Source organism: Agrobacterium sp. V1 (assembly GCF_030518355.1).
Taxonomy (GTDB): domain Bacteria; phylum Pseudomonadota; class Alphaproteobacteria; order Rhizobiales; family Rhizobiaceae; genus Agrobacterium; species Agrobacterium cucumeris.
Genome location: NZ_JAULSF010000001.1, coordinates 997,296 through 1,021,356 on the forward strand (window position 1 = coordinate 997,296; position 24,061 = coordinate 1,021,356).

A 24,061-nucleotide genomic window follows, 5' to 3' on the forward strand; every position below is an offset into this window, starting at 1 on the left:
ATCCGCGCCCCCCGCATTTATTTGAGCAACAAGTTTCAATGAAGGCGAAGAACCAGCGAAATGCGCAATGAAATCGTGAACGTAGTCGACGAAATCAAGCAGGCCATAAGCCTGCTGAGGAGGCATCTTTGACTGGGACCAGGCGATAAGACGACTGGACTGGTTGAATAACAAGGCAGAGGACCCGACCCTCTGGAACGATGCCTCCGAGGCCCAGAAGCTGATGCGTGAGCGCCAGCAGCTGGATGACAGCATCAGCGGCGTCAAGGCGCTGGAGCAGCAGCTGAAGGACAATATCGAGCTGATCGAACTCGGCGAGATGGAAGGCGACGACGAGATCGTCAAGGACGCCGAAGACTCGCTGAAGGCGCTGAAGAGCGAGGCGAACCGCCGTCAGGTGGAAGCCATGCTGTCGGGCGAAGCTGACGGCAATGACACCTATCTCGAAGTGCATTCCGGCGCCGGCGGTACGGAAAGCCAGGATTGGGCGAACATGCTGTTGCGCATGTATACCCGCTGGGCGGACCGCGAAGGCTTCAAGGTCGAGGTGCTGGAAGTTCACGATGGCGAAGAGGCCGGCATCAAGTCCGCAACGATCCTCGTCAAGGGCCACAATGCCTTCGGCTGGCTGAAGACGGAATCGGGCGTACACCGCCTCGTTCGTATTTCACCCTATGACAGCAATGCGCGTCGCCACACATCGTTCTCTTCCGTCTGGGTCTATCCGGTCGTCGACGATTCGATCCAGATCGACATCAACGAAAGCGATTGCCGTATCGATACCTATCGTTCGTCCGGTGCTGGTGGCCAGCACGTCAACACGACGGATTCGGCCGTGCGCATCACGCACATCCCGACCGGTATTGCGGTTGCCTGCCAGCAGGAACGGTCGCAGCACAAGAACCGCGCCAAGGCGTGGGACATGCTGCGCGCCCGCCTCTATGAAGTGGAACTGCAAAAGCGGGAAGATGCGGCCAACGCACAGGCTGCTTCCAAGACCGATATCGGCTGGGGTCACCAGATCCGTTCCTATGTTCTGCAGCCTTACCAGCTGGTCAAGGATCTGCGCACGGGCGTTGAAAGCACCGCGCCCGGCAACGTGCTGGACGGTGATCTGAACGAATTCATGGAAGCTGCTCTGGCGCATCGCATCAGCGGTGGCGCGGACGTGGAAGTGTCGGATATCGACTAAGGCGCCAGATGCGTCGATCGAGAAATTGCCCCTCGCAGGTCCATTGCGAGGGGTTTTTCGTTGGAGGATATGCGTGAAACAGGTGCTCTACATCGTCGACGTCCAGCCGAGCTTCAATCCACCGGCTGCGCTGGTGGCGGAGATATCGGCCCTCGCAACTACGGTGCCCAGCATTGCCACCGTCGAGCGCCATGATGAAAGCGTCACGCCTTTCGAGCGGCAGCTCGGCTGGAAGCCGGGCAGGGATGATGAGTCGCTTGTCGCCGCGGACCGAATATTCATCAAGCACGGTTATGCGCCCCCAAAGGCGGCGATAGACCACCTACGGTCTCTCAACCCCGGCAGGGTGCTGGTCTGCGGCATTCAGGCTGATACCTGCGTACTGGCGGCTGGTTTTGCCCTGTTCGATGCGGGACTGCACCCAACGCTGTTGCCGTGGCTGACGGTGGGCTCCAGCCTAGACCGTAGCGGTGAACTGGGCGCGAGATTATGGAAGCACCATTTCGGCGCGGTTCTGGCCGGGCCGCATGAGCTTGATATCCAGCCGTCAGTTTGAGGCTTTTTCTATCTTCATCTCGCCAAGCTCGTCGATCAGGATCGTCCAGCTTTCGGCTTCCTTGGCCATCGGGTCTGTTTTCAGATAGACGGTGACGAACAGGCCGGGCGAATCCGATGCGCCGTTCGAGCTTTCCGGACGAACATCCGTCACATAGGATTTCATCTGGTTGAACTCCTCCAGCTCGACATTTTCGAGGAGATTTGGTCCCTCCGCCGTAAAGGCGATGCGCTGCAGGTAAATCTTGGCCGTCCCGTCGCCCTGGCGGATTGCAATCACCTTGTAATAGCCACGCGTGGGCGATGCCGGCGGTGGCCGCAACTGGCCGTCAGCGCCCTCCCGCGGCTCGAGGTTTCGGTCTTCCCACATGCCGCTGCTGACAACGAAGATCGCGGAAACAGGCAGCGTATCGATCGGGTCTGTCTGCGCCCGTGCGGGCAACACGGCGTTGGCGAGAATGAGGGCAGCGAGGATCGATTGTCTAAGTTTCATGGCCGTTATGAATGGTTAGCGTCAATTGTTGAACTGTTCGGCAAGAACCCGGTCGGACCACGAACGGTCCGGATCCGAGAGAATCCTCGCGGTCCTGTCCTGCGATTGTGCGATCCGAACGTGACGAACGGATTTCACCTCCGTATGGTCAGCCACCGCATTCACCGGGCGTTTATCCCGTTCCAGAACATGAATGTCGACCGTCACCTTATTCGGCAAAAGCGCGCCGCGCCAGCGCCGCGGACGAAACGCGCTGACGGGGGTGAGCGCCAGAAGCGGTGATTCCAGCGGCAGGATCGGCCCATGGGCGGAAAAGTTGTAGGCGGTGGACCCTGCAGGCGTCGCCACCATCATGCCATCGCAGATCAGCTCCTCCAGCCGCACCTTGCCATCCACCTCGACACGCAGCTTGGCGGCCTGATGGGATTGGCGGAAAAGGCTGACCTCGTTCATGGCAAGGGCGGTGAACTCATCACCATCCGAATCCGTCGTTGTCATGCGCAGCGGATGAAAATCATTGCCGGTTGCAACCGCGATACGCTCAAGCAGACCCTCCACCCGATAATCATTCATCAGGAAGCCGACCGATCCCCGGTTCATGCCGTAGACACGTTTGCCGGAATTCATCGTTTCGTTGAGGATTTGCAGCATGAAGCCGTCGCCACCGAGCGCGACGATGACTTCCGCCTCTTCAAACGGCGTATTGCCGTAAACGCCCTTCAGCGCCTCCATCGCCGTCTGCGCCTCCTCGGTTGCGGAGGCGACGAAGGACAGTGAACAGTTAGAATGCGACATCCGCTTCCCTCGACAACGGCGCAGACCTGAGAAGGCTTGCTAACGGTGCTGTAACCTGTTGAAGCGGCTCGCAATCTTCAAACGTCGATGAAAACGGTCGATCACAAGCCACCAGACGCATCCTTGGTACATGAAGACGACGGTTGGCGACAAGGCCTTTCGGGCAGCGAGGCGTTCCCCCACCGCGCCATTGCGCCGCACCGTTCCACAGCTTCTTGATTTCCACTCTCCGACAAGGGTTGCGATGCAGGGCGGCCTGATGCAGTTTGCTGCAAAGCAGGCTGCAGGATGAATGGCAGGAGACGGATTTGGTGCTGAACTACAATATCTATGATGTCTTTACCGAAACCAGAATGGCGGGAAACCCTCTGGCGGTCATGTATGACGCCGACGACCTCGATCAGGCGACGATGCAGGCAATCGCCAGGGAAATGAACCTTTCCGAGACGGTCTTCGTCAATCGTTCGGGCAACCCGGCACATGCGGCTTCGCTGCGTATCTTCACGCCATCAGGTGAATTGCCTTTTGCGGGACACCCGACCGTTGGTGCCGCTGTCGCCATCGCCGAGCGCAATCGCAAGGATGGCGATGATGATGTCGATATGGTCTGTGTGCTTGAAGAGAAGGTGGGCCCTGTCCGTTGTGCGGTAAAGATGCGCGCCGGCGCCGTCAGCTTCGCCGAATTCGATCTGCCGCGCAAATCATCCCGTGTCGAGCTGCCGCTCGATCATGCGGCACTTGCCGATGCGCTGGGCGTCAGCGAAGGCCATCTGGGTTTTGAAAATCACGTGCCGTCGATCTGGACGGCCGGTGTGCCGTTTCTGCTCGTGCCCCTCCACAATATCGCCGCCGTGCGTGACATGGATTTCGACGCCAATCTGTGGCTGCGCACCGCACCGCTCGTCGAAGGGCTGCTGACGGCGGCCTATATCTACTGTCGCGGCGGCGTCAACCACGCGGCAAAGTTCCATGCCCGCATGTTCTCTCCGGATATGGGCATTTCGGAAGATCCGGCCACCGGTTCGGCGGCTGCCGCCCTTTCCGGCGCCATTCACCATTTTGATGGCCTGACCGACGGACATTATCCGCTCCTCATCGAGCAGGGCGTGGAAATGGAACGGCCGTCCCACATCCACCTGCGCATGGACATCAAGGACGGTGAAATCGCCCGCGCCCGCATCGGCGGCCACGCGGTGCGCGTTGCATCGGGTGTGTTCGATATTTGATGTCAGCGAGCCGGTAAGTTCACGTCGTTTAAGAACGACGAAACAGCCAGCAATCCAAAGAAAAACCCCGGTCTCTCGACCGGGGTTTTATTATGTCTGCGTCAGCCAGATCAGTTGAACCGGCCTGCCGCATGGGCAAGCATCGTATAGACCTTGCCGGTATCGGACGTGAGATAGGACTGGGTGACGCTCCGGTCGCGGTCCGTGCGAGCGACGTCGGCGAGCAGCTTTTCGAAATCGGTAATGTAGCGATCCACGGCGGTGCGGAATTCGGCTTCCCGCTCGTATTTGCGCTTGATCTCGTCAAACGTCGTCTGGCCCTTCAGCGTGTAGAGGCGACGGGTGAAGACGTCGCGCTCGCCGCGCTGGTAACGGCGCCACAGTTCCACCGAGGCATCGTGGTCGATGGCACGGGCGATATCGACCGAGAGCGAGTTCAGCGATTCGACCATGTGCCGCGGGTTGCGGGTGTCGGCCGCACGGGTCGGCTGCTGTTCGGCGCTGGCGCGGGGAGCGGAAGCCGCAGAGGTTTCCTGACCGTCACGCGAGGCGCCGCGCAGCAGATCGCTGATCCAGCCCCCGCCTTCTTCACGACGTCCGGCAGGGTTTGCCGCAACCGGTTGAGCGGGGGCGGGTGCCTGACGGTTTTCGGTTTGCCGGTTTTCGACCTGACGATTCTCAAGTGGCAGGGAACCGCGCAGTGCGGCCGGCGTGGGAGCAGGCTGCGGCTGCGCCGGGCGCTGCGGCACCGGAGCGGCTGCTGCCGGCTGCGCGCGTGTCTCGACACGGCGCTCGGCGGCAGGCTGGGTAGCGGCAATGGCGCGGGCGACGGGTTCGGAGACTTCCATCTGGTGGGCCGAACGGCCAACAAGCTGGGAAATATCCTGCAGGGCCTTGATCTGCTCGGAAACGGCGCGACGCATGGCGGCCGCACTTTCCTTGGCTTCTTCCGGCAGGTCGAATGCGCCACGCTTCAGTTCGGCACGGGTCGCATCCAGCTCGCGGCGGATATCGTGGCTGGAGCGGCGGATCTCGTCGGTCGCACCGGCAAAGCGGCTGACGGCCTCTTCGACGGCCTGACGCAGCGTCTCCTTGAGGTTGGCGGCGGCGGCATTGGATTTTTCCGAGGCGCTGCCCAAGAGATTGTCGACTTCCGAGAGCGAGGATTCGACACCGCCGCGCAGGCGGTTGACCAGCTCGTCGGAATATTTCTGGGCGTCGGACAGCGTGCTTTCGATCGAGCGGCTGGCATCCTGGCCGGCGGAGAGCAGGGCGCCCCGCATGGTCTGTGCCGCCGAGCGGGCGCGTTGTTCGGTCTCATCCAGCGAGCGGCCGATATCGGTAAAGGACGCCTGCAGGTTGTCGCGCAGATTGCCGGCGACGTTTTGCGAACGCTCCTCGGCTTCGTTGAGCGTGGTTTCCACCACGCCGACGACGTTGCGCATGGCGCTTTCGATTTCCTCGGAGCGTTTGACGAGGCCGACCGACAGGCTGCGAAGTGCGTCCTGACGCTCTTCCAGCGTGCCAACGAGGCTCGATTGCGCCGCATTGAGCAGTTCGGAGGCCTGGCTCAGCACCTTCGAATGTTCCTCGAAGCGGCCGACGATGCCGGCAACCTGTGCCAGCGTCTGGCCGGAAATATTCGACAGGCGGTCGATCTTTCCTTCGAGCAGACGGCTGGAACTGGACACCATGTCGGCGGCCTGCGAAGCGCTATCGGAGAAGCGGGTCGCAGAGGCATTCAGGGCCTCATCGGCCGTGCCGAATTCCTGTGCCGCCCGCTCGACGGCGGAGTTGAAGTTGGAAGCCGACTTTTCGACGATTTCGGCCATGCTGTTATGGGTCTGCGACAGCATATCCGTGCTCTGGCGGGTGGCGGCGACCAGCTTGTTGGCGGCATCGCTGCCCGAGCGGGCATATTTGTCGATACCCTGTTCGACGGCATCCGCCATGGCGGTGTGGGTCTGCGACAGCATGTCGGTGCTCTGGCGGGTGGCGGCGACAAGCTTGCTTGCCGCATCCGTGCCGGCATTGGCGTAATCGCTGATCGCCTGTTCCACCATGCCGACCATGCCACTGTTGCTTTGTGACAGAAGTTCTGCGCTCTGCTGGGCAGCGGAAACGATCTTTTCGGCGGCTTCACGGCCAATGGTGGCGTATTCGTCGACCACCGGCTTGGCTTTTTCCTCGATCAGGCGCGACAGTTCGGCAGAACGGCTGGCCAGCATCGAGTTGAGTTCGCGGGTGCGGTTATCCAGCGCCGAGCGGATGGATTCGCCGCGCGCGTCGAGGGCCGATTCGACACCCGTCAGCGTCTCGGAAATGACACCGACCTGAGAGCGGACGACGGCTTCAGCCTCGGCCACCTTGTTGACGATGATGTTGCCGGCTTCCGAGAAGGTCTGGGCAACGGCTGCGGCCTGGCCGGAAAGACGCGTCTGCGCATCCGAAATGCGGTTGACGATCTCGCCGGAGCGTTCCTCGATGGCCTTGGTGAAGGCCTCGTTCTGCGCCTGGACCTGGTCGGCAAATTCCGAACCGGACTTGGCGAGCAGGGCAGATGAGCGAACGGCTTCATCGCCGATGCTCTGGGTGGCGGAGACGACCGCGCCGCGCAGGCTGACTGCGAGATCGCTCGCCTTGCCTTCGATGGTACGGTTGACGTTTTCGAGGCCGATCGTCAGCGCCCGGTCCATGGTGCCGAGGCGTTCGTCGATACGGGCCGTGCCGGTATCGAATGTTTCGGCCAGACGGGTGGTGCGGCTTTCGAACGTGTCGGTAACACGTGTCGTCTGCTCGTCCAGAATGCCGGTGATGCGCTCGGCAGCTTCGTCGCTGGTGCGGGCAAAGACCGCAGTCTTGTCCTCAAGCGCCTCTGCGAAGCGGCGGCCGGCATCTTCGATCGAAGTGTTCACATTGGCCAGATCACCGCCAACGCGGGCCTGCAACGTATCGAGCGACGTTTCGATACGCGCACCGGTCTCATCGAGACGGGTGGTGACGTTGCCGATCGAGGTTTCGATGCGGGAGGAGAGGGCGTCTGTCGCGCCGCCGATTTCGCGGGCGGCTTCGCCGATCTTGACGGCGATGTCGCCGGCGCTGTTGCGAAGACGTTCTTCGAGCGTTGCAGCGCTTCCGTCGATTGCCTTCTGCAGCGTGTCCTGCTGGGTTTCGAGCGACAGTTCGAGCATGCTGGCGCTGGAAGCGACAGTGGTGCCGATCATCATTGCCTGCTCGGAGAGCATGTCACCCATCTGGGTGGTGGCCGAGCTCAGCGTCGCAGCCATATCCGCGTGGCGCTGGTCGAGCGCGGTGCGGATATCCTCATGCGATTGCGACAGATTGCTTTCGAGGCGGGAAACCCCTTCTTCCACCGTCTGTGCAAAACGGCTGCTGCCATCTTCCACAACGGTTTCGATGCGGTTGGCCGCGCCAGAAACGCTCTGCTCGATCAGGCCGCTATTGCGCTCCAGCGAACCGGCAATGCGTTCCGCCTGTGAGCCGAGCATGGTTTCCAGCCGCTCATGGCCGCTGGCAAGGGCGTTTTCAAGTGTAAACGCCGTGGCTTCGAGGCGCTGGCCGACACCGGCCGCCGCAAGCGAAAGCGACGATGTTCTCGCATCCATTGCCTCGGCAATCCGCTCCTCGACACCCGAAATCGTCATGTCGAGCGCCATGGTCCGGCTGTCGAGTGCATCGGCGATGCGTTCTTCCGCGCCGGAAACGATGCCGGAAAGGGCAGCCGTCCGGCTGTCCAGCGCGCCGGCAATACGGTCCTCTACGCCGGAAACGGCGCCGTGCAGGGCGGCGGTACGGCTGTCGAGAATATCGGCAATCTTTTCCTCGACGCCGGAGAAGCTCATGTCGAGCGCCATGGTCCGGCTGTCGAGTACGTCTGTGATCCGCTCTTCCGCGCCGGAAACGACGTTTTTCAACGAATCCGTGCGGCTGTCGAGCGCGCCGGCAATACGGGTCTCGGCGCTTGCCACCAGCTCGCCAAGAGCTGCGGTGCGCGTATCGAGCGCATCGGCGATTTTCTCTTCTGCCCCGGAAAATGCCATGTCGAGCGCCATGGTGCGGCTGTCAAGCGTATCGGCAATGCGTTCTTCCGCACCCGAAACCACGGCGTTAAGCGCAGCGGTACGACCGTCAAGCGTTTCGGCGATACGGGTCTCGGCGCCGGCAACAACGTCGCCGAAGGTGGTCGTGCGGCTGTCGAGCGCGCCGGCGATCTTCTCTTCGGCACTGGCGACAATGCCGGTAAGGGCGGATGTGCGGCTGTCGAGTGTTTCGGAAAGCCTTTCCTCTACATTGGCGAAGGTCATGTCGAGCGACAGGGTACGGCTGTCCATCGTGTCGGCGATGCGTTCCTCGACACCGGAAATCGTGCTGGAAAGAGCAGCCGTGCGACCGTCAAGCGTCTCGGCGATACGGCTCTCCGCGCCGGAGACAACGTCGTGCAGGGCAGCCGTGCGGCTTTCCAGCGTGTCGGAAATACGGTCCTCGATACCGGAGACGGCACCGGTGATGGCGGCGGCCCGGGTTTCGAGCGTTTCCGACAGACGGCGTTCGACATCGGCGACAACGCTGTTGATTGCGGCTGCACGTTCGTCAAGCATCGCTGCGAGGCGTTCGGCCGTGCCGGAAACAGAGCCGGTAATGGCCAGCGAACGGCTGGCAAGCGCTTCGTCAAAACGATCCTGGCTGGCCGAAAGTGCGCCGAACAGGGCATTGCTGCGTTCCGCCAGCACGTTGTCGATCTTCTCGTGCGAATTGGCGAAGGCATTGGTGATTTCGGCAGTGCGCTGGCCAATCGCGTCGCTGAACTCGCGGGTGCGGGTTTCCAGCGCGCTTTCAAGCATTTCCTGGCCGGTGCCCAGCGCGGTTGCAAGCGCCAGAGACTGATCGGTCATGGTATTGCCGATGCGCTCAAGACCGCTGTTCAGCATGGTATCGAGGGCTTCGGAGCCGCCGGCAACGGTTTCGTTGATGCGGGCGAGGCTTTCCATCAACTTGCTGTCGAGGCTGCCGGCGCGCTGGTCGAAGGCGCTGGCAAATTCCGCCACATGCTCGTCGAAGGCCGAGTTGACCTGGCCAACCGTCGCCTGCAGCCGCTCTTCATAGAGGCCGGAACGCAGATCGAGATCCATGATCGCATCATCAGCCGTGCTCTGCAGGCTCTGGCGGAAGGAGAGACCCTTTTCCTCAAGCGTCGTCGAAAGCTTGTCGAGCACGGTATCCAGCGATCCGCCGATGATCTGCTGGCCGCGATCAATATTGCGGTTGAGTTCCAGCGTGCGCGTGGACAGCGTTTCGTTGAGCTGGCGGGTGCGCTCCTCAAGCGCGCTGTTGAGGCTTTCGGCACCGCTATCCAGCGTCGAAGCATGGATTGCGAACCGCTCAAGCAGCACTTCGCCGCGCTCATCCAGCGTCGAGGCAAGATTGTGCAGGCGCATGTCGAATTCGTTCGACAGGGTCGAACCTGAGGAATTCAATGCCTGAAGCAGGTTTTCGGTCTTGGCGGCGATCAGGCTGCCCATGGCTTCGGTGGAAGCGCGCGATTTTTCAAGCAGGGCGGCGGAGCGCGTATCGATCATCGAGGCGAAGGCTTCGCCTGTCGTGGCAAGCCGCATCGAAAGCTCTTCGCCAACGATGGAAAGCTCTTCCTTGATCTGTTCCTGTGCGCCAACGATGGACGAGCGGATGCGCTCGGCATGGTTGACGATGGCGTCGCGCTCGGCGGTCAGTTCCTGCACAAGGCTGCGGACGCGCAGTTCATTGTCGGCATAGCTGCGCTCAAGCGCGTTGACTTCGGAATGGACCAGCGTTTCCAGTTCCGTCGCACGTGCAATGGTGCGCTCGATACCGTCATTCATGGCCGAAACTTCACGGCGAACCGCCTGGCCCACGGACATGATGCGATCGGAGGCAACGGTTTCAGGCTCGGCAAGGCGAAGAGCGACTTCGGCCATCGAGCGGGCGGCGTTACGCAGATCGCGGGCACGCGCCATCATGATCGCGAAGGCGAAGAACAGCATGACGGGAACAAGGATGCCGACGACGATCGCCATCAGGCCGGGAATTGCGGTGAGGTCGGCCAGCGAGGCGATGTTCCAGAGCGCATTGCCGTAAAGCAGGTGTGCCACACCGAGACCACCCAGCGCCCAGATCACCGACATGATCGTCGCATTTCTGAGTGCGCCGCCGATGGAGCCGCCTTCGAGCGATTTCAGGATCATCGCCGGGCTGCGCTTGGAGCCGTCATTGGCGGCTTCCAGATTGGGGGATTTGGGTGCCTGTTCGGCAGGCGCGCGCGCGGCCTCGGGAGCAGGGGTCTGTCTGCTTGCTTCCTTCAATCTGGCCTCCGGCTGCTTTGGCGCTGCGGTCTTCCGCGATTCCGGCTTTTCTTCGAAAGCACCGAGCTGCAGGGCGTCTTCCAACGCCTGAAATGCAGTCTCGTCGACAGAGTCGCTGATCTTGTTATTCGCCATGCGGTTACGCCTCGTTACACATACGCCCGGCTTCATGCCGTTGGACCACTTGCAACCTGCAAGCGGACTGCCGCCATCATGCCGGCGGAACATTATCCCGTTAAAGGGAACAATTCCGCCATTTACCAAATCCCGAATTGCTGGTGGTCCAGCTTTCGGGCGAAATTACATCACTGTGCCGTAATAACAAAGCTTGCACTTAAGCCTCGTCTTAACGGCAGTACCGTAGTGACACATTTAGGTGTTCGAAACAATTAATGCGGATTTACGGCAGCAGCGAAGTGTCGGCTTTTTAACAGTTTTTAAACCTGAGTTTCGCTCTGAACGCCTTGTTTCGCATAAGTTTAACATAAATTAACCATAGCAGAAGATTTTCGCCCGCGTCACGCCGTAATTTAAGCCGATAGCACCGGTTTGGATGCGTAAATACGACACAGATGTGACACGAAACAGGAAACGGCGAGACAAGGAATTCCAGCCATGGCAGCGGTCAGTATTGCTTTCGAAGCTCCGGATAATTGCGGCGGTGCGCCGGCCTTTACGAAAAAGCCGATCGATTTCGATCATCTTGCCCGTCAGACGATGGGTGACAAGGATCTGGAAATCGAAGTCCTGCAACTGTTCAGCCGCAACGCCCGCGCCGCATTGCATGAAATTGCCGATGCTGACGACAAGGCCGTGAGGGCAACCGCCCACCGCCTGAAGGGCGCTGCACAGGCCGTCGGCGCTCCGGCCGTTTCCGCCGCCGCAGCTGCTGTGGAGGACCAGGGCAAGGACAGCGCCGCGATTGCGAAACTCGCGGTAACCATCGTCGAGGCGGAAAACTTCATCCTCAAGCTCTGCCGCTGAGGCGGAGTTCATCAAATTTGTCATTTTACAAGGCCGGTTCCGCCTGTGCACCCTTGAAGCGGGTTGCCAAGGCGAACCGGCCTTTCTATGTGTTTAGAACAGTTCTTAGATCACCATTTTGGATTCCGGCATGACAAAACTGACCATCGTTGCCTTTGACGGCACGCCCCATGAACTCGATGTGAGCAACGGTTCCACCGTCATGGAGAACGCCGTGCGCAACTCCATTCCGGGCATCGATGCGGAATGTGGCGGCGCCTGTGCCTGCGCGACCTGTCATGTCTATGTTGATGACGCCTGGGCGGAGCGTGTCGGCGGGCCGGAGCCGATGGAAGAGGACATGCTGGATTTCGCCTTCGAAGTGCGCCCCACCTCGCGTCTCTCCTGTCAGATCAAGATGAATGACGAGCTTGACGGTCTTGTCGTTCACATTCCCGAACGCCAGGGCTGAAGGCTCTCCACTTTGTCGGCCGCAGAAAAAGCCCCGCTCACCAGATAGAGGAGAGCGGGGCGAGGCGGGTACGCAGCATGCAGGCGAGGGAGGAAACACCTGCGAGCCCTCAAGTGCGCACCGGGAGAACCGGAGAGGGTTTCAAGCGCCGGACCCGCTGCGGGCCACAACCGTTAAAAACCACATGAACAAGCTACAATGAGTCTCGGCGGCGGCACCATGACGAGAAGTCACGGGTGAGATCGGACATGACGTAACGTCATGTTTCCGTTGCGTTGCGCCTTTAATGGGAGGTGCGGCGAAGGCGGTTTACCGCCTGTTCTGCCCCTGTTCGAGCCGGTTTTTCAAAAGCCGGGTCATGCGGGCGTCGAAATTTTTCGATTCCACTACATCGAAACGCAGCTGGTCCCTGTCATGCTCATCCATCACCGTCTGGGTGATCTTGCCGACCATTTCCTGAAGCGTCTCGCAATTTTTCTGCGGATGAAGGGCTGCCAGCTGCCTTTCGAGCGAACGGGCATGGGTGCGGGCGATTTCCGCGTGCCGTTCCTCGTGGCGCTTGATATCGGCCAGCAGCGTATCCCAGATGAAGGCCAGCTCCGCCGTGGTGCGGCGGCGGTTTTTCCATCGCGGCAAAAGGATACGGGTGTTCAAAAGAACCTTGGCCGTTCCAACGCTACACTGGCCGTTTTTTTCCACATAGGTGAGTTCGCCGCCGAATTTAATCTCGGTCGCGCCGGGATGGCGCGCGCCGGTGTTGCGCGTCAGCGGGCCATGCTTGGAAAGCTGCTGGTCGAGATCGGCGGCGGTTTTGCCGGTGATCGAAAAATAGGAATAGGTCTTGCGGACGATGGTGTCGGAAAAAGCTGGCCCGGCCGAAGAAAGTGCCAGCGCGCCCGCAAGGGCGGCGCAAAGAGCACGTGATGATTTGGTCATGACCCGGCCTTCCGGTTGAACTTGAAAATCGTTTGCTGCATAGGCGGAGCGGAACCTATAAGAATTGGCATAACATTCCGTTATTTCCGAAAGGCGCGTGTTACGTGATAACAGCCGGCAGCAACGTGTGGCAAGCGGCCCATGGCCGCTCCCTGAAACTTGATGGGCGTGGCCGTATTATGGCCATCGTCAACGCCACGCCCGATTCATTTTCCGATGGCGGCCGTTTTCTCGCCGTCGATGCGGCTTTTTCCCATGCGTTGAGCTGTGTGGAACAGGGGGCTGACATCATCGATATCGGCGGCGAATCCACCCGGCCGGGTGCGGCGGAGGTAACGGAGGCGCAGGAGCAGGATCGAGTACTGCCGGTCATCGAGAGGCTGCGCCACGAGACGGACGTTCTGATTTCCGTCGATACCTATCGTGCGTCGACGGCAAGGCTTTCGATCGAAGCGGGCGCGCATATCGTCAATGATGTCTTCGGCTTGCAGAAGGATGCGGAAATGGCCGGCGTGATCGCCGCCACACGCGCCGGCGTCTGCATCATGCATACCGGCCGCGACAGACAGAAGCTCGCCGATGTCATCGAGGACCAGTTTGAATTCCTCAATCACTCGCTCGAGATTGCGCAGGATGCGGGTGTTGCCCGAGATGCCGTCGTGCTCGATCCCGGTTTCGGATTTGCCAAGGACGAGCGCGAAAATGTCGAGCTTATGGCGCGATTCGGTGAGCTTGCCGCTTTCGGCCTGCCGGTTCTGGCCGGCACGTCGCGCAAGCGTTTCATCGGGTCGCTGACGGGCCGGGATGCGGCCCACGAACGCGATATCGGAACGGCTGCGACGACAGCGATCCTGCGCCTTTCTGGTGCTTCGATTTTTCGCGTGCACAATGTCATTGCCACACGCGATGCACTGGCAATTGCCGATGCGGTTCTTGCCAAAGCGTCGGCAAAGGCCGATGCGTAGATCAACGAGTGCCGGAGCGCCGTGTCCCCATGAAGGCGCGGCTTTCGGGCGAAACATTCCTGCCATGGAGGCGATGCGATGAGCCGCTATACCATCATCCTGAAAAACTGTTCCTTTTTCGCCCGTCATGGCCTTCTCGAGCAGGAGGAGGTGCTGGGCCAGCGCTTTTTCGTCGATGCCGAGATGGAGGTCGAGGCGGGTGACGCGCTGGAAACCGACGAAATCGAAAATACCGTCGATTATGGTGTGGCCTTCGCCGTCATCGAAAAAATAGTCGTCGGGCAGCGCCGTTATCTCATCGAGGCGCTGGCGAACGACATCGCCAAGGCGCTACGCGCCCGGTACCCGCAGATCGTCTGGTTGCGCATCACGGTGCGTAAACCATCCGCTCCCGTTCCCGGCATTCTCGACTACGCGCAGGTGAGTGTTGAACACCGTGCCTGAAAAGATGACCGTCGCCGCATTGGGTCTTGGCGGCAATATCGGCGATCCCGCCGCCGCGATGGCCAAGGCCTTGCACGAACTGGATATGCATGAAAATTGCCGCCTGCTGGCCGTCTCCGGTCTTTATCGCACGCCTCCCTGGGGCAAGACGGATCAGGCGGATTTCTTCAATTGCTGCGCGCTGGTCGAAACCTCGCTTACGGCGCCCGCGCTGCTGCAATTATGCCTCGACATTGAAAGGGGCATGAAGCGGGTACGCACGGAACGCTGGGGCCCGCGCACCATCGATATCGATGTGCTGACCTACGGCAATGAATCTATCGTAACGGAAAGCATCGAAGTGCCGCATCCGCGCATGACGGGGCGGGCTTTCGTGCTGATGCCGCTCGCCGAGATTGCCCCGGATATCGAGGTGAAGGGAAAGCCGGTGCGGGAATGGCTTCAGCAGGCGGATAGAAGCGGTATTGTCCGCACAAACGAAAAGCGGGAGTGGTGGACACTCCTGCTCGGCAATGACTGATAGGATTATCGCGCTTAGGGCTTGATCGAACCGACGGCGAGCTGATCGATATCGCGCGCCAGCGTCACACCGATGACGGGGATCATCTGGTCGGCGACCTTGACGGAAATGGTGATGTTCATCGAGTTGTCACTCGAGACGCGGGCAACCATGGCGCCATTGAGCTTGGAACGGTTGATGCCGACGACGACCTTGTCGCCGTTGACCTGTCCGGAGGTGATGTCCAGTCCCTTGCCTTCGGCGCCGTCGAGGAACTTGCCTTCGTAGCTGCTGCCCTTCTGGCTGATGATGGCGGACATGGGCTGGCTGAAGACGCCGACGCGGCAGGTGCCGCCAAGCTTGATGCCGGTCTTTTTGTCATCAAGCGGTTCGCCCGTCAGATCGCAGGTGAATTTGGTGCCCTTGTATTTGCCCGCGACGATTTCGCCCGGACCTTTCCAGACGCCGGCCACCGAGCGGAAGAACACGTCGTCGCGATCACGCGATGCGGCATGGACGTCAGACAGGCCGAAACCGCCGCTGACGGACAATATGGCGGCAAGTCCGCCCACAAGCGAAAAGAAGCGCGAATACATGATACTTTCCCCGGCGAAGAAGCCTGTTCGATAGGCGGCAATCTACCGGCGGAATGGTTAATGCTTGGTTTATTTCACCCGCATTTGCGGTTTCGTTCGTAACCTTTTGAACCGCGCTTGTCCGGCCGATCAGGCTTTTTCACCGTTTTTTCCGCCGCTTAAATCGGGCGTGAGGTCGGACATGAAATCACCGATCCCCGGCCGCTTCACCGCACGAAACGGCAGCGGGCGGCAAAGGTCCATCGCCGCAATACCGATTCGCGCCGTCATCAGGCCGTTGATGACGCCTTCGCCGAGGCGGGCGGAAAGCTTCGAGGCAAGCCCGTGTCCGAGCACCTGCTGGGCGAGACCATCTCCAACCGCGATCGAACCCGTGACGGCCAGATGGGCGACGACATCGCGCAGCAGCCGCAGCATGCCGAGCGTACCGGGGCGGCCGCCATAAAGCTCCGCCATGCCCCGAACCAGTCGCGTCACTTCGAAAAGCACATAAGCGAGATCGACGATTGCACGCGGGCTGACGGCGGTGACCACGGAGACACGCTTGGAGGAATTGAGAATCAACGCCCGTGCCTGCCGGTCGAGCGGCGCCAGCAATTCACGCTCAGCAAGCTCGATGAGATGCGGGCCGTCAATCACATCGTTTTCCGTATCTTTCAGCGCCGCCCGGCCCTTGGCCGTTTCGGCCCGGTGGGAGAGAACGGCATTGAGACGGGTGATGACGGCGCGGGCAGGTTTCGGGCTCTTGTCGAGGCTCGCCGTCTCGGCATCGGCCTTGAGCGACTGCACGGCGTTGAGCCGCATGATGCCGAAGACTTCCCGCCCGACAAGGACGAGAACGGCGAAGAGCGCGACGATAAGGGCGATACTCGCCGTGTAACCCAGCCAGTCGGAGCGGGAGAACAGGTTGCGGATAAGCTGGTCCGCCCAAAGCCCGAAGGCCAGCGAGAACAGGACGCCAAGCGCGCCGAGCGCGAGCTTGCCGAAAGAGAAGCGGTTTTTCTTCGGCGAGGCCACCGGCAATGCGGCCGCATCGATCTCTTCAGGTGCCAGAAACGGATCGTCCTCGTCAGGCGTCAATGAAATCTCGGTATCGAAGCTGCGCGGGGCACGTTTTTGCGCCGGCGACGGCCGTGCCGTCTCCTCTGTCTCGAGCGTGAAAGCCGCCGGGCGGCGGGCCTGCGGATCGTTTGGTGTGGGAGCCTTCATGCGAGCTTGTCTCCGAACAGGAACTGCATGGCGCGGTCGAGCCTGATATGGGGAACGGAAAGCCGGATGCCGCCGCTGCCCGGCTCGTCCACATTGGGCGGGCGGAAGCGCACGACATTGACATCCGGCAGCGTCGCCTTGTCGCCATCCTCGTCTATGCTGCGAAACAACGGCTCCGGGTCTTCGGGCAGGTCGCCGGGAAAGATCGCCGTTTTGCGATTGCCGTCGAAGGTCTCGCCATTGATGGTTTCTCCAGCCATCGGCGTACCGACGATAACCGGAAGCTCGTGGCCGTCCTGACGCACGCTTGCCTCTCTGGTGGCGCGCACGGAGGCCAGTGCCATGACCTCGATGCCGGCACCATTCATGCCGATGGTGGTGATGGCGCGGTCCACCAGACGACGGGTCAGCCGCTCCAGCCGGTCATGGCTTTCGTGATGCAGATGGTCGGCCTTGGTGGCGGCAATCAGCACCTTGTCGATGCGCCGGCCGATCAGCGAGGATAACAGACTATTGGTGCCGGGGCGGAAACAGGCAAGCACATCGCCCAGCGCCCGTTCCAGATCCTGAACGGCCTCCGGTCCGCGATTGACGGCCTGCAGCGTGTCGATCAGCACGATCTGACGGTCGAGACGGGCGAAATGCTCACGGAAGAAAGGTTTGACCACTATCGACTTATAGGCGTCGTAACGCCGCTCCATCATCGCCCGCAGCGAACCCTTTGGCGCTTTTTCGCCGGTCAGCCCCGGCAGGGGCGCAAAGGTCAGCGCCGGAGAACCTTCCAGATCGCCCGGCATCAGGAAACGGCCGGGCGGCAGGGTGGAGAGCGATCTCTCGTCGGACTTGCAGGCTTTCAGATAGGCCGCGAAACTTTCCGCCAGCCGCCGCGCCGTCATCTCATCGGCAGGTGCATTGATATCCAGCGAAGAGGCTATCGCCAGCCATTCCTGCGCCAGCTCGGCGCGGATGCCGCTCCCGGCAAGTGCGATGGTCGCGTCGCTGAACTGTTTATAATCCTGCGACAGAAGCGGCAGGTCGAGCAGCCATTCGCCGGGATAATCAACGATATCGATGGATAGCTTGCCGGCAGAGAACCACCGGCCCCAGCCGCTGGCGCTCTGGTAATCCAGCGTGATCCTGAGTTCCGAGATTGCCCGCGTCGAATCCGGCCACAGCCTGTCGCGCACCAGCGCCTGAATATGGTCTTCGTACTGGAAACGGGGAATGGCATCGTCCGGCTGCGGCTCGAGGCGCACATTCGAGACGCGGCCTGACCGCATGGCCTCGAATAAGGGCAGGCGGCCGCCATTCAGGAGGTTGTGGACGAGGGAGGAAATGAAAACCGTCTTTCCCGCCCGCGAAAGGCCTGTAACGCCAAGCCGCAATGTCGGATGGGTAAGGTTGCTCGCACGGTCGGCCAGATTATCGAGCGCGATAAGCGCACTGTCTGTCAGGGACGTCAGAGAAGGCGGCAATGGCAGTTTCCCGGCTGTGGTTCATGATCACGGCTGCAATATAGGAAGTCGCGGCTGACCAAAAAAGAAGCGCTCTGGTGGATTTTCACGAGTGATATCGTCGGCGATAGCGCCATGATGTAATGGGCGGCTACTTGCCGGGTGAGAGAAAATCGACCAGTCGCCAGCGATCCGCGCCATTTGCGGCACTGCCATCGTGATCGAGTACGGCAAGCCCTGCTGTCGGGAAACCGGAGGGCAGGGCGGCGTGCAGCAGATCTTCGCCGATCATCGCTTCCAGTGTCGCCTCCATGGTGGGGTTATGACCCACCAGCATCACCGAACCAGCATCCGTCTGCGCTGCGATGAGGGAGAGATAGGTTTCGCTGCGCGCATTATACATCTCATCGACATAGGCGATTTCGATGCCTTCGTTGAAGGCGCGCTGCCAGGCCTGCGTGGTCTGCCGGCAGCGTGCGGCGGTGGAGGATAAGAGCACGTCGGGGCGGTAACGCCGGTCGGCGGCAAGGTCGGCAACGATCTCCGCCTCGGCAAAACCTGCTTCGTTCAATCCACGGTCGAAATCGCGTTCCCCCGGCGCCGCCCAGGCGGCTTTGGCGTGGCGCAAAAGATAAACTCGCTTCGGATGAGAATCTGTCAAGGGCAGGAACCGGCGTTCGAAACTCTGGGTACAGCCGGATGCTACAGGATAGGATCAAGGGACCGCAAGTCCTCTTTCCTGTTGGCAAGTCGCATTGAAGTGATCGAAGAACAGATCGCCTCGACGCCAATAAAGGATAAAAATTAGTCATTTAGATGATTTTTGTGTCAGTTTTAAAAATGCCTGAAAACTGATCTGTAGACTTGAACCGGCCTATATCATTGGAGTATACACCGCCGCATTGAGATGTTCTTCGAGGAGAATCGCGTTGAGTGAGAAGATCGATCTTAGCAAATATGTACTCTCGGAAGACGACGAGTTCATGAATGCCAGCCAGCGGGCCTACTTCCGCGCGAAGCTGGTCGCCTGGAAAAATGACATCCTGAGAGAAGCGCGCGAGACCCTCGGACATCTCGCCGAAGAAAGCGCCAATCACCCCGATCTCGCTGACCGGGCTTCATCCGAAACAGACCGGGCGATCGAACTTCGCGCCCGCGATCGTCAGCGCAAGCTGATTTCCAAAATCGATGCGGCTCTTCAGCGGATCGAAGACGGCACCTACGGTTTCTGTGAGGAAACGGGTGAACCTATCGGCCTCAAGCGTCTTGACGCCCGCCCGATAGCGACACTTTCCATCGAGGCGCAGGAACGTCACGAGCGTCGCGAAAAAGTTTATCGCGACGAATAACAAGGCTGCTGTGCCGGACGCTACCGCGAACCGGCCATCTCAAGCACCGGACATACAAAAAGGGCACGGAATTATTCCGTGCCCTTTTGCATTGAAGCTTCATGCGCGCCGCCTCAGCGGTCGCGGGTAACGGAAAGCTCACCGAAAATACGCGCCATTTCTTTCTGCACGTCACCATCTGGCGACGCTCCGGTAACTGGTGGCGAAACGGGTTCGTTTTTCTGCTGCTTTTCCGGGGTAGCAGCAATGGACGGTTCATTGTCCGCATCCCGGCTCTTGGCTATCTCGGCTTCGAGAAAACTCTCGAAATCGCTGGCCAACTCGTCGGAAAATTTCGGCTCGGCGTCATTGGACGCAAAAGCTGGAGTTTCCGGTTTCGGCGGGAAAGGGGCCGGCGGGGCATTCTGCTCGGACTTGAGGCCGGGAAGAACCCGCTCGCGCGCCGCGTCGAGAAAATCTGCGGCGCTGGATTGATCGAGCACCGGCTCACGCGCGGCAAAAACCGATGGAGCGATGACCGTTGGCCGTTCTTCCTCCACCTTTGCCTGCGTCACCTGCACGGGAGCCGGCGCAACGACCGGTATCGGTGTTTGTACCGGAGCGGGCGTGAAGGGTTCCGCACGACGCGGTTCGCTGCGTTCGCCGGCCGTGTCGAGCGATGCGGCGACGGCTGGCACAATGGTGGCTGCAGGAACAGCCGCAGCCACTGCTGACGGCTGCGGCGTTGGGCGAGGGATCTCCCTCTCGGGCGCGGCCTGTCTCGCCGGCGGAGCGGGCTCGCGAACTGCGACCGGCGGCGGCGATACGGGTTGCGGCGGTGTCGATGGACGCGGCGGCAATAGCGACGTTGTTGCGGCCGGTTGTGGGGGGCGAGGAGCAGGTGCGGTGGGCTCCGGCCGTTGCTGCGGCGGCCTTACCGGTTCCTGTGACACGGGAGCCGGGGCTGGTGCTGTGGCTGCGGCTGGTGCTGCGACGGGCTGCTGTTGCGGCAGGGCGGCGCGGCGTTCCTGGGGAATGGACGGCTCGGCTCTCTTCGGCTCGCTTTCCTGACGCGGCAGTGCCTTCAGTTCCGGCTCCTGCACGTCCCTGACGATCGGGATTGCGCCGATACCGCTTTCGATGACGATATCTGTCGGCCCGCCGATCATCACCAGATGTTCGACATTGTCGCGGCGAACCAGCACCAGACGGCGGCGCGCATCAACGGCCGTCGCGTCGAGAACCTGCAGGCGCGGCTGCCGGTTGCGCCCACCACGGATAAACGGCGACGAGCCGCTGCGCCTGCGCAGAAGCCATAAAGCGATCGCCAGAACGAGAAGCGCCACACCCACACCGACGACGGCGACGATGAGATTGTTTCCATAGGTGCCGATAAAATCATCCATCATGGAGATCATCCCTTCAGATTTTTTCGAGCAATTAATATTGCCGTGGTTCTTATAGTGTGAACGTCAAGCAGGAAAAGACGATTTTTTTGGACGCGATACAAGGTTTATCCGCCACCGTCCCCCTGGAACACAAAACCGGTTGGTGTGGCTTTCGGTTCCCTCGTCGACTGAAACGCCTGTGTATTGCGCCTCTCAGGCCGTTTTCCCTGTGCGTTTTTAAGCCTTTGTGGCCCGGCGGAGCTTTTTGATACTCAAGCGAGTTGCTACAAGAAATTTTAACGCCCGATTCCGTCGAGGACCGTGGCTGACCGAATGACGACCTGCACGACTGCGAGGCCAAGATGACACGGGTGCGCGAGACAAGCGACAACGACCTTCCGCTGGTGGACAGGCGTGCCCGTTCCGGCACGGTTTTGCGCATCCTGCTTCTGGCGCTGGTACTGATCGCCGCTGCCGCCGCCTTCGTGTATTTCAAGAACTCTTTGGAAAACGAAATCGTGCTCGGCATTCTTGGCGTGCTGGCGATGATGGGCATCTTTTTTCTGGTTTCGTCGATCATCGGTTTCATCGAGGTCATGCCGCAGTCGCAGTCGGACGGGCTTGCCCGCCGTTTCCTGTCGGCCCATCCCGAAGGCACACTGATCACCGATGCCAAGGGGCATATGGTTTATGCCAACGCCACCTATTGCCGCATGAGCGGCACCACCAGGGCGAGCGATATACAGAGCCTTGAAACGCTTTTGTCGCGCAGCCGGGAATCGACCGAGGCGCTTTACCGGCTCATCAATGTGCTGCGGGAAGGCCGTGACGGTTACGAGGAGTTCCGGCTGCAGAAGCCGCTTGGCGAGGAAGCGAGCGCCGGGCCGCACTGGTACAGGCTTAAAGGCCGTGTGCTGAAGGATGCGGGCGGTGAGGGGCTGCACGTTTTCCAGATCGCCGACATCACGCCGGAGCGTGAGGATCAGGAACGGTTCTTCCGCGAATTGCAGAATGCCATCGATTATCTCGACCACGCGCCGGCCGGTTTCTTTTCCGCCGGACGCAAGGGTGAGATCGTTTATCTGAACGCCACCCTGTCGGAATGGCTGGGCATCGATCTGGCGCAGTTTTCGCCCGGTTCGATGACTGTGTCCGACATCGTCGCTGGCGAAGGCATGGCGCTGATCGAATCCGTCCATCCGCAGGGCAGCGCCAAGCGCACCGAAATCCTTGATCTCGACATGCGCCGGGTGAACGGCCAGAGCATGCCGGCCCGCCTTGTGCATCAGGTCAGTTCCAAGGACGGTGCACCGGGCGAGAGCCGGACGATCGTTCTGATGCGCCCCAAGGGACAGGAGGATACGGAATCCTCCTCCGCCATGCGTTTCACGCGCTTTTTCAACAATACGCCGATGGCGATCGCTTCGCTGGATGGCGAAGGCCGCATTCTGCGCATCAACGCACCCTTCCTCAAGCTGTTTTCCGGCGTTGTCGGACGTGACGATATCGACCGCGGTGTGGCGCTCGAAACCGTCCTTCACGACAATGAGAAGCCGCGGCTGGAACAGGCTCTCGCCGAGGCGAAGGATCGTCAGGGCGATATCGCGCCGTTCGATTCGCGCCACCCGAGCGACGAGACCAGGCATTTCCGTTTCTACGTCAACGCCGTCATCGATCAGGACGACGAGGCGCCGGAAGAAGTGGCGATCGTTTATGCCATCGAGGTGACGGAGCAGAAGGCGCTCGAAACCCAGATGGCGCAGACGCAGAAGATGAACGCCGTCGGCACGCTGGCGGGTGGCATCGCCCATGATTTCAACAATGTGCTGACTGCCATCCTGCTGTCGTCCGACCATCTGCTGCTGCAGGCGCGGCCCGCCGATCCGAGCTTTGCCGACCTCATGGAGATCAAGCGCAACGCCAACCGCGCGGCGGTTCTGGTGCGCCAGCTGCTGGCCTTCTCGCGCAAGCAGACCATGCGCCCGGCGGTGCTGAACCTGACCGACGTGATCGGCGATCTGCGCATGCTGGTCGACCGTTTGATTTCCGGCACCAATGTCAAGCTCGAGGTGGATTATGGCCGCGATCTCTGGCCGGTAAAGACCGACCTGTCGCAATTCGAGCAGGTGCTGATCAATCTCTGCGTCAATGCGCGTGATGCCATGCCTGATGGTGGCAAGATCACCATCCGCACCCGCAATGTGGATGCGAAGGAGGCGGCTGCGCTTGGCCGTCCGGAAGTTCCGGCGGAAGACATGGTCATGGTCGAGGTCGGCGATAACGGCACCGGCATTCCGCCTGAAATCATGGACAAGATTTTCGAACCCTTCTTCACGACCAAGGAAGTCGGCAAGGGCACAGGTCTCGGCCTGTCGATGGTCTATGGCATCGTCAAGCAGTCCGGCGGTTACATCTATCCCGAATCGGAAGTGGGCAAGGGCACTGCGTTCCGCATCTACCTGCCGCGCCATGTGGTGGAAGCCGTTGCGGGCCAGCAGCCCGGTGAAGCAGCGCTCGCCCCGGTCGCGACACCTGAACCGGTAAAGGAAGAACCGCTAGACCTCACCGGCAACTCCGCTGTCGTGCTTCTGGTGGAGGACGAGGAGGCGGTGCGACGCGGCGGCAAGCGCATGCTGGAAACCCGTGGCTACACCGTGCATGAGGCAGGCTCCGGCACCGAGGCGCTGGAGGTGATGGAGGAGCTGGAGGGCAAGGTCGATATCGTCGTTTCCGATGTGGTGATGCCTGAAATGGACGGCCCTTCGTTGCTGCGGGAACTGCGCAAGTCCTATCCCGACCTGAAGTTCATCTTCGTGTCCGGTTATGCGGAGGACGCCTTTGCGAAAAACCTGCCGGCAGATGCCAAATTCGGATTCCTGCCGAAGCCGTTCTCCCTGAAGCAGCTGGCGATCGCCGTGCGCGAAATGCTGGATGACAATGCCGGGTGACAACGCCGGGTAAGAGGGAGTAACGGCAGGGGGGGTGCGACAGAGATTCGCTTCCACTGTTGGTCACTGTTGCCCTTTCCGATGGGCCGAAAACTCGCCGCCATCGCCGGTTTGTCTGCGCCCACCCTCAGGAAGCCGTCACATCCCTACTTTTCCCGAGGTTTGCCCCGTCCCAAACGCAATAGTGATTGCGCCGTTGCGCAAGGGGCTTAAAATCACGTCACGACGACCTAGATATGAAG

At 60.7% G+C, this 24,061-nt stretch carries 19 protein-coding genes; 10 read left to right on the forward strand and 9 right to left on the reverse strand.

What is annotated here, in order from left to right:
* The first annotated feature begins 60 nt into the window (after positions 1-60).
* Together prfB and QSV77_RS04920 are read left to right on the forward strand one after the other, a co-directional pair.
* Positions 61-1,192, forward strand: a protein-coding gene (prfB, locus tag QSV77_RS04915; RefSeq protein WP_142839658.1) for a peptide chain release factor 2 whose coding sequence is annotated in 2 segments (ribosomal slippage) — positions 61-129 and positions 131-1,192 — 1,131 coding nt in all. Because the reading frame shifts where the segments join, the coding sequence is not laid out codon by codon here.
* 73 nt (positions 1,193-1,265) lie between these two features.
* Entirely contained in the window at positions 1,266-1,748 is a 483-nt protein-coding gene (locus tag QSV77_RS04920; protein ID WP_302732697.1) for a cysteine hydrolase family protein, read from the forward strand.
* On the opposite strand, the gene QSV77_RS04925 is transcribed toward QSV77_RS04920, so the two are convergent.
* Positions 1,740-2,240, reverse strand: a complete 501-nt coding sequence (locus tag QSV77_RS04925; RefSeq protein ID WP_142839661.1) for a hypothetical protein — start codon at positions 2,238-2,240, stop codon at positions 1,740-1,742. The genes QSV77_RS04920 and QSV77_RS04925 overlap by 9 nt on opposite strands.
* A 21-nt stretch (positions 2,241-2,261) precedes the next feature.
* Positions 2,262-3,035: an NAD kinase gene (locus QSV77_RS04930; RefSeq protein WP_142839663.1), complete on the reverse strand. Its 774-nt coding sequence runs from the start codon at positions 3,033-3,035 to the stop codon at positions 2,262-2,264.
* A 308-nt stretch (positions 3,036-3,343) separates the two neighbouring features.
* On the opposite strand from QSV77_RS04930, the gene QSV77_RS04935 reads away from it, so the two are divergent.
* Positions 3,344-4,261, forward strand: coding sequence for a PhzF family phenazine biosynthesis protein (locus QSV77_RS04935; protein WP_269697950.1), 918 nt, complete (start codon positions 3,344-3,346; stop codon positions 4,259-4,261).
* A 110-nt stretch (positions 4,262-4,371) separates the two neighbouring features.
* Here QSV77_RS04935 and QSV77_RS04940 read toward each other — a convergent pair whose 3' ends face one another.
* Positions 4,372-10,752: a hypothetical protein gene (locus QSV77_RS04940; RefSeq protein ID WP_302732698.1), complete on the reverse strand. Its 6,381-nt coding sequence runs from the start codon at positions 10,750-10,752 to the stop codon at positions 4,372-4,374.
* A gap of 480 nt (positions 10,753-11,232) precedes the next feature.
* On the opposite strand from QSV77_RS04940, the gene QSV77_RS04945 reads away from it, so the two are divergent.
* The gene (locus tag QSV77_RS04945; protein WP_302732699.1) at positions 11,233-11,601 is read left to right on the forward strand and encodes an Hpt domain-containing protein; all 369 of its coding nucleotides are present in this window, start codon (positions 11,233-11,235) and stop codon (positions 11,599-11,601) included.
* Between the two features lie 130 nt (positions 11,602-11,731).
* Positions 11,732-12,052, forward strand: a complete 321-nt coding sequence (locus tag QSV77_RS04950; RefSeq protein WP_269697946.1) for a 2Fe-2S iron-sulfur cluster-binding protein — start codon at positions 11,732-11,734, stop codon at positions 12,050-12,052.
* A 309-nt stretch (positions 12,053-12,361) separates the two neighbouring features.
* Here the strand turns inward: QSV77_RS04950 and QSV77_RS04955 are convergent, their stop codons facing one another.
* Positions 12,362-12,988, reverse strand: a complete 627-nt coding sequence (locus QSV77_RS04955) for a DUF922 domain-containing Zn-dependent protease (protein WP_302732701.1) — start codon at positions 12,986-12,988, stop codon at positions 12,362-12,364.
* Between the two features lie 179 nt (positions 12,989-13,167).
* Between QSV77_RS04955 and folP the strand changes: the two genes are divergently transcribed.
* From folP to folK, 3 genes are all read left to right on the forward strand, one after another.
* Positions 13,168-13,953, forward strand: a complete 786-nt coding sequence (gene folP / locus QSV77_RS04960) for a dihydropteroate synthase (RefSeq protein WP_302733886.1) — start codon at positions 13,168-13,170, stop codon at positions 13,951-13,953.
* Positions 13,954-14,031: 78 nt separating this feature from the next.
* Complete coding sequence (gene folB / locus QSV77_RS04965; RefSeq protein ID WP_142839671.1) at positions 14,032-14,397, forward strand: dihydroneopterin aldolase; 366 nt, start codon at positions 14,032-14,034, stop codon at positions 14,395-14,397.
* Positions 14,398-14,401: 4 nt separating this feature from the next.
* A complete protein-coding gene (folK, locus tag QSV77_RS04970) occupies positions 14,402-14,917 on the forward strand; it encodes a 2-amino-4-hydroxy-6-hydroxymethyldihydropteridine diphosphokinase (protein WP_302733887.1) in 516 nt (171 codons plus the stop codon).
* 14 nt (positions 14,918-14,931) lie between these two features.
* On the opposite strand, the gene QSV77_RS04975 is transcribed toward folK, so the two are convergent.
* The 4 genes from QSV77_RS04975 to QSV77_RS04990 form a co-directional block, all read right to left on the reverse strand.
* Positions 14,932-15,492 carry a hypothetical protein gene (locus QSV77_RS04975; RefSeq protein WP_142839672.1) on the reverse strand — a complete coding sequence of 187 codons (561 nt, stop codon included), beginning with the start codon at positions 15,490-15,492 and terminating at the stop codon, positions 14,932-14,934.
* A 129-nt stretch (positions 15,493-15,621) separates the two neighbouring features.
* Positions 15,622-16,701, reverse strand: a complete 1,080-nt coding sequence (locus tag QSV77_RS04980; RefSeq protein WP_302732703.1) for a YcjF family protein — start codon at positions 16,699-16,701, stop codon at positions 15,622-15,624.
* Entirely contained in the window at positions 16,698-18,176 is a 1,479-nt protein-coding gene (locus QSV77_RS04985) for a YcjX family protein (RefSeq protein ID WP_302732704.1), read from the reverse strand. The genes QSV77_RS04980 and QSV77_RS04985 overlap by 4 nt, the downstream gene beginning before the upstream one ends.
* A 130-nt stretch (positions 18,177-18,306) precedes the next feature.
* A complete protein-coding gene (locus QSV77_RS04990) occupies positions 18,307-18,783 on the reverse strand; it encodes a histidine phosphatase family protein (protein WP_302732705.1) in 477 nt (158 codons plus the stop codon).
* Between the two features lie 301 nt (positions 18,784-19,084).
* Between QSV77_RS04990 and dksA the strand changes: the two genes are divergently transcribed.
* Complete coding sequence (gene dksA / locus QSV77_RS04995; RefSeq protein ID WP_046800250.1) at positions 19,085-19,504, forward strand: RNA polymerase-binding protein DksA; 420 nt, start codon at positions 19,085-19,087, stop codon at positions 19,502-19,504.
* A 113-nt stretch (positions 19,505-19,617) separates the two neighbouring features.
* On the opposite strand, the gene QSV77_RS05000 is transcribed toward dksA, so the two are convergent.
* Positions 19,618-20,901, reverse strand: coding sequence for a flagellar biosynthetic protein FliO (locus tag QSV77_RS05000; protein WP_302732707.1), 1,284 nt, complete (start codon positions 20,899-20,901; stop codon positions 19,618-19,620).
* A gap of 332 nt (positions 20,902-21,233) precedes the next feature.
* Between QSV77_RS05000 and cckA the strand changes: the two genes are divergently transcribed.
* Positions 21,234-23,819 carry a cell cycle histidine kinase CckA gene (gene cckA, locus QSV77_RS05005; RefSeq protein ID WP_302732708.1) on the forward strand — a complete coding sequence of 862 codons (2,586 nt, stop codon included), beginning with the start codon at positions 21,234-21,236 and terminating at the stop codon, positions 23,817-23,819.
* Positions 23,820-24,061: the final 242 nt, after the last annotated feature.

Excerpts from the sequence above, each read along its gene's own strand:
- QSV77_RS04940 (WP_302732698.1), bottom strand. The coding sequence starts at position 10,752 with ATGGCGAATAACAAGATCAGCGACTCTGTCGACGAGACTGCATTTCAG.
- QSV77_RS04975 (WP_142839672.1), bottom strand. The coding sequence starts at position 15,492 with ATGTATTCGCGCTTCTTTTCGCTTGTGGGCGGACTTGCCGCCATATTG.
- QSV77_RS04950 (WP_269697946.1), top strand. The coding sequence starts at position 11,732 with ATGACAAAACTGACCATCGTTGCCTTTGACGGCACGCCCCATGAACTC.
- QSV77_RS04925 (WP_142839661.1), bottom strand. The coding sequence starts at position 2,240 with ATGAAACTTAGACAATCGATCCTCGCTGCCCTCATTCTCGCCAACGCC.
- folB (WP_142839671.1), top strand. The coding sequence starts at position 14,032 with ATGAGCCGCTATACCATCATCCTGAAAAACTGTTCCTTTTTCGCCCGT.
- folP (WP_302733886.1), top strand. The coding sequence starts at position 13,168 with ATGGCCATCGTCAACGCCACGCCCGATTCATTTTCCGATGGCGGCCGT.
- QSV77_RS04930 (WP_142839663.1), bottom strand. The coding sequence starts at position 3,035 with ATGTCGCATTCTAACTGTTCACTGTCCTTCGTCGCCTCCGCAACCGAG.
- cckA (WP_302732708.1), top strand. The coding sequence starts at position 21,234 with ATGACACGGGTGCGCGAGACAAGCGACAACGACCTTCCGCTGGTGGAC.
- QSV77_RS04980 (WP_302732703.1), bottom strand. The coding sequence starts at position 16,701 with ATGAAGGCTCCCACACCAAACGATCCGCAGGCCCGCCGCCCGGCGGCT.
- QSV77_RS04945 (WP_302732699.1), top strand. The coding sequence starts at position 11,233 with ATGGCAGCGGTCAGTATTGCTTTCGAAGCTCCGGATAATTGCGGCGGT.
- QSV77_RS05000 (WP_302732707.1), bottom strand. The coding sequence starts at position 20,901 with ATGATCTCCATGATGGATGATTTTATCGGCACCTATGGAAACAATCTC.
- QSV77_RS04955 (WP_302732701.1), bottom strand. The coding sequence starts at position 12,988 with ATGACCAAATCATCACGTGCTCTTTGCGCCGCCCTTGCGGGCGCGCTG.
- folK (WP_302733887.1), top strand. The coding sequence starts at position 14,402 with ATGACCGTCGCCGCATTGGGTCTTGGCGGCAATATCGGCGATCCCGCC.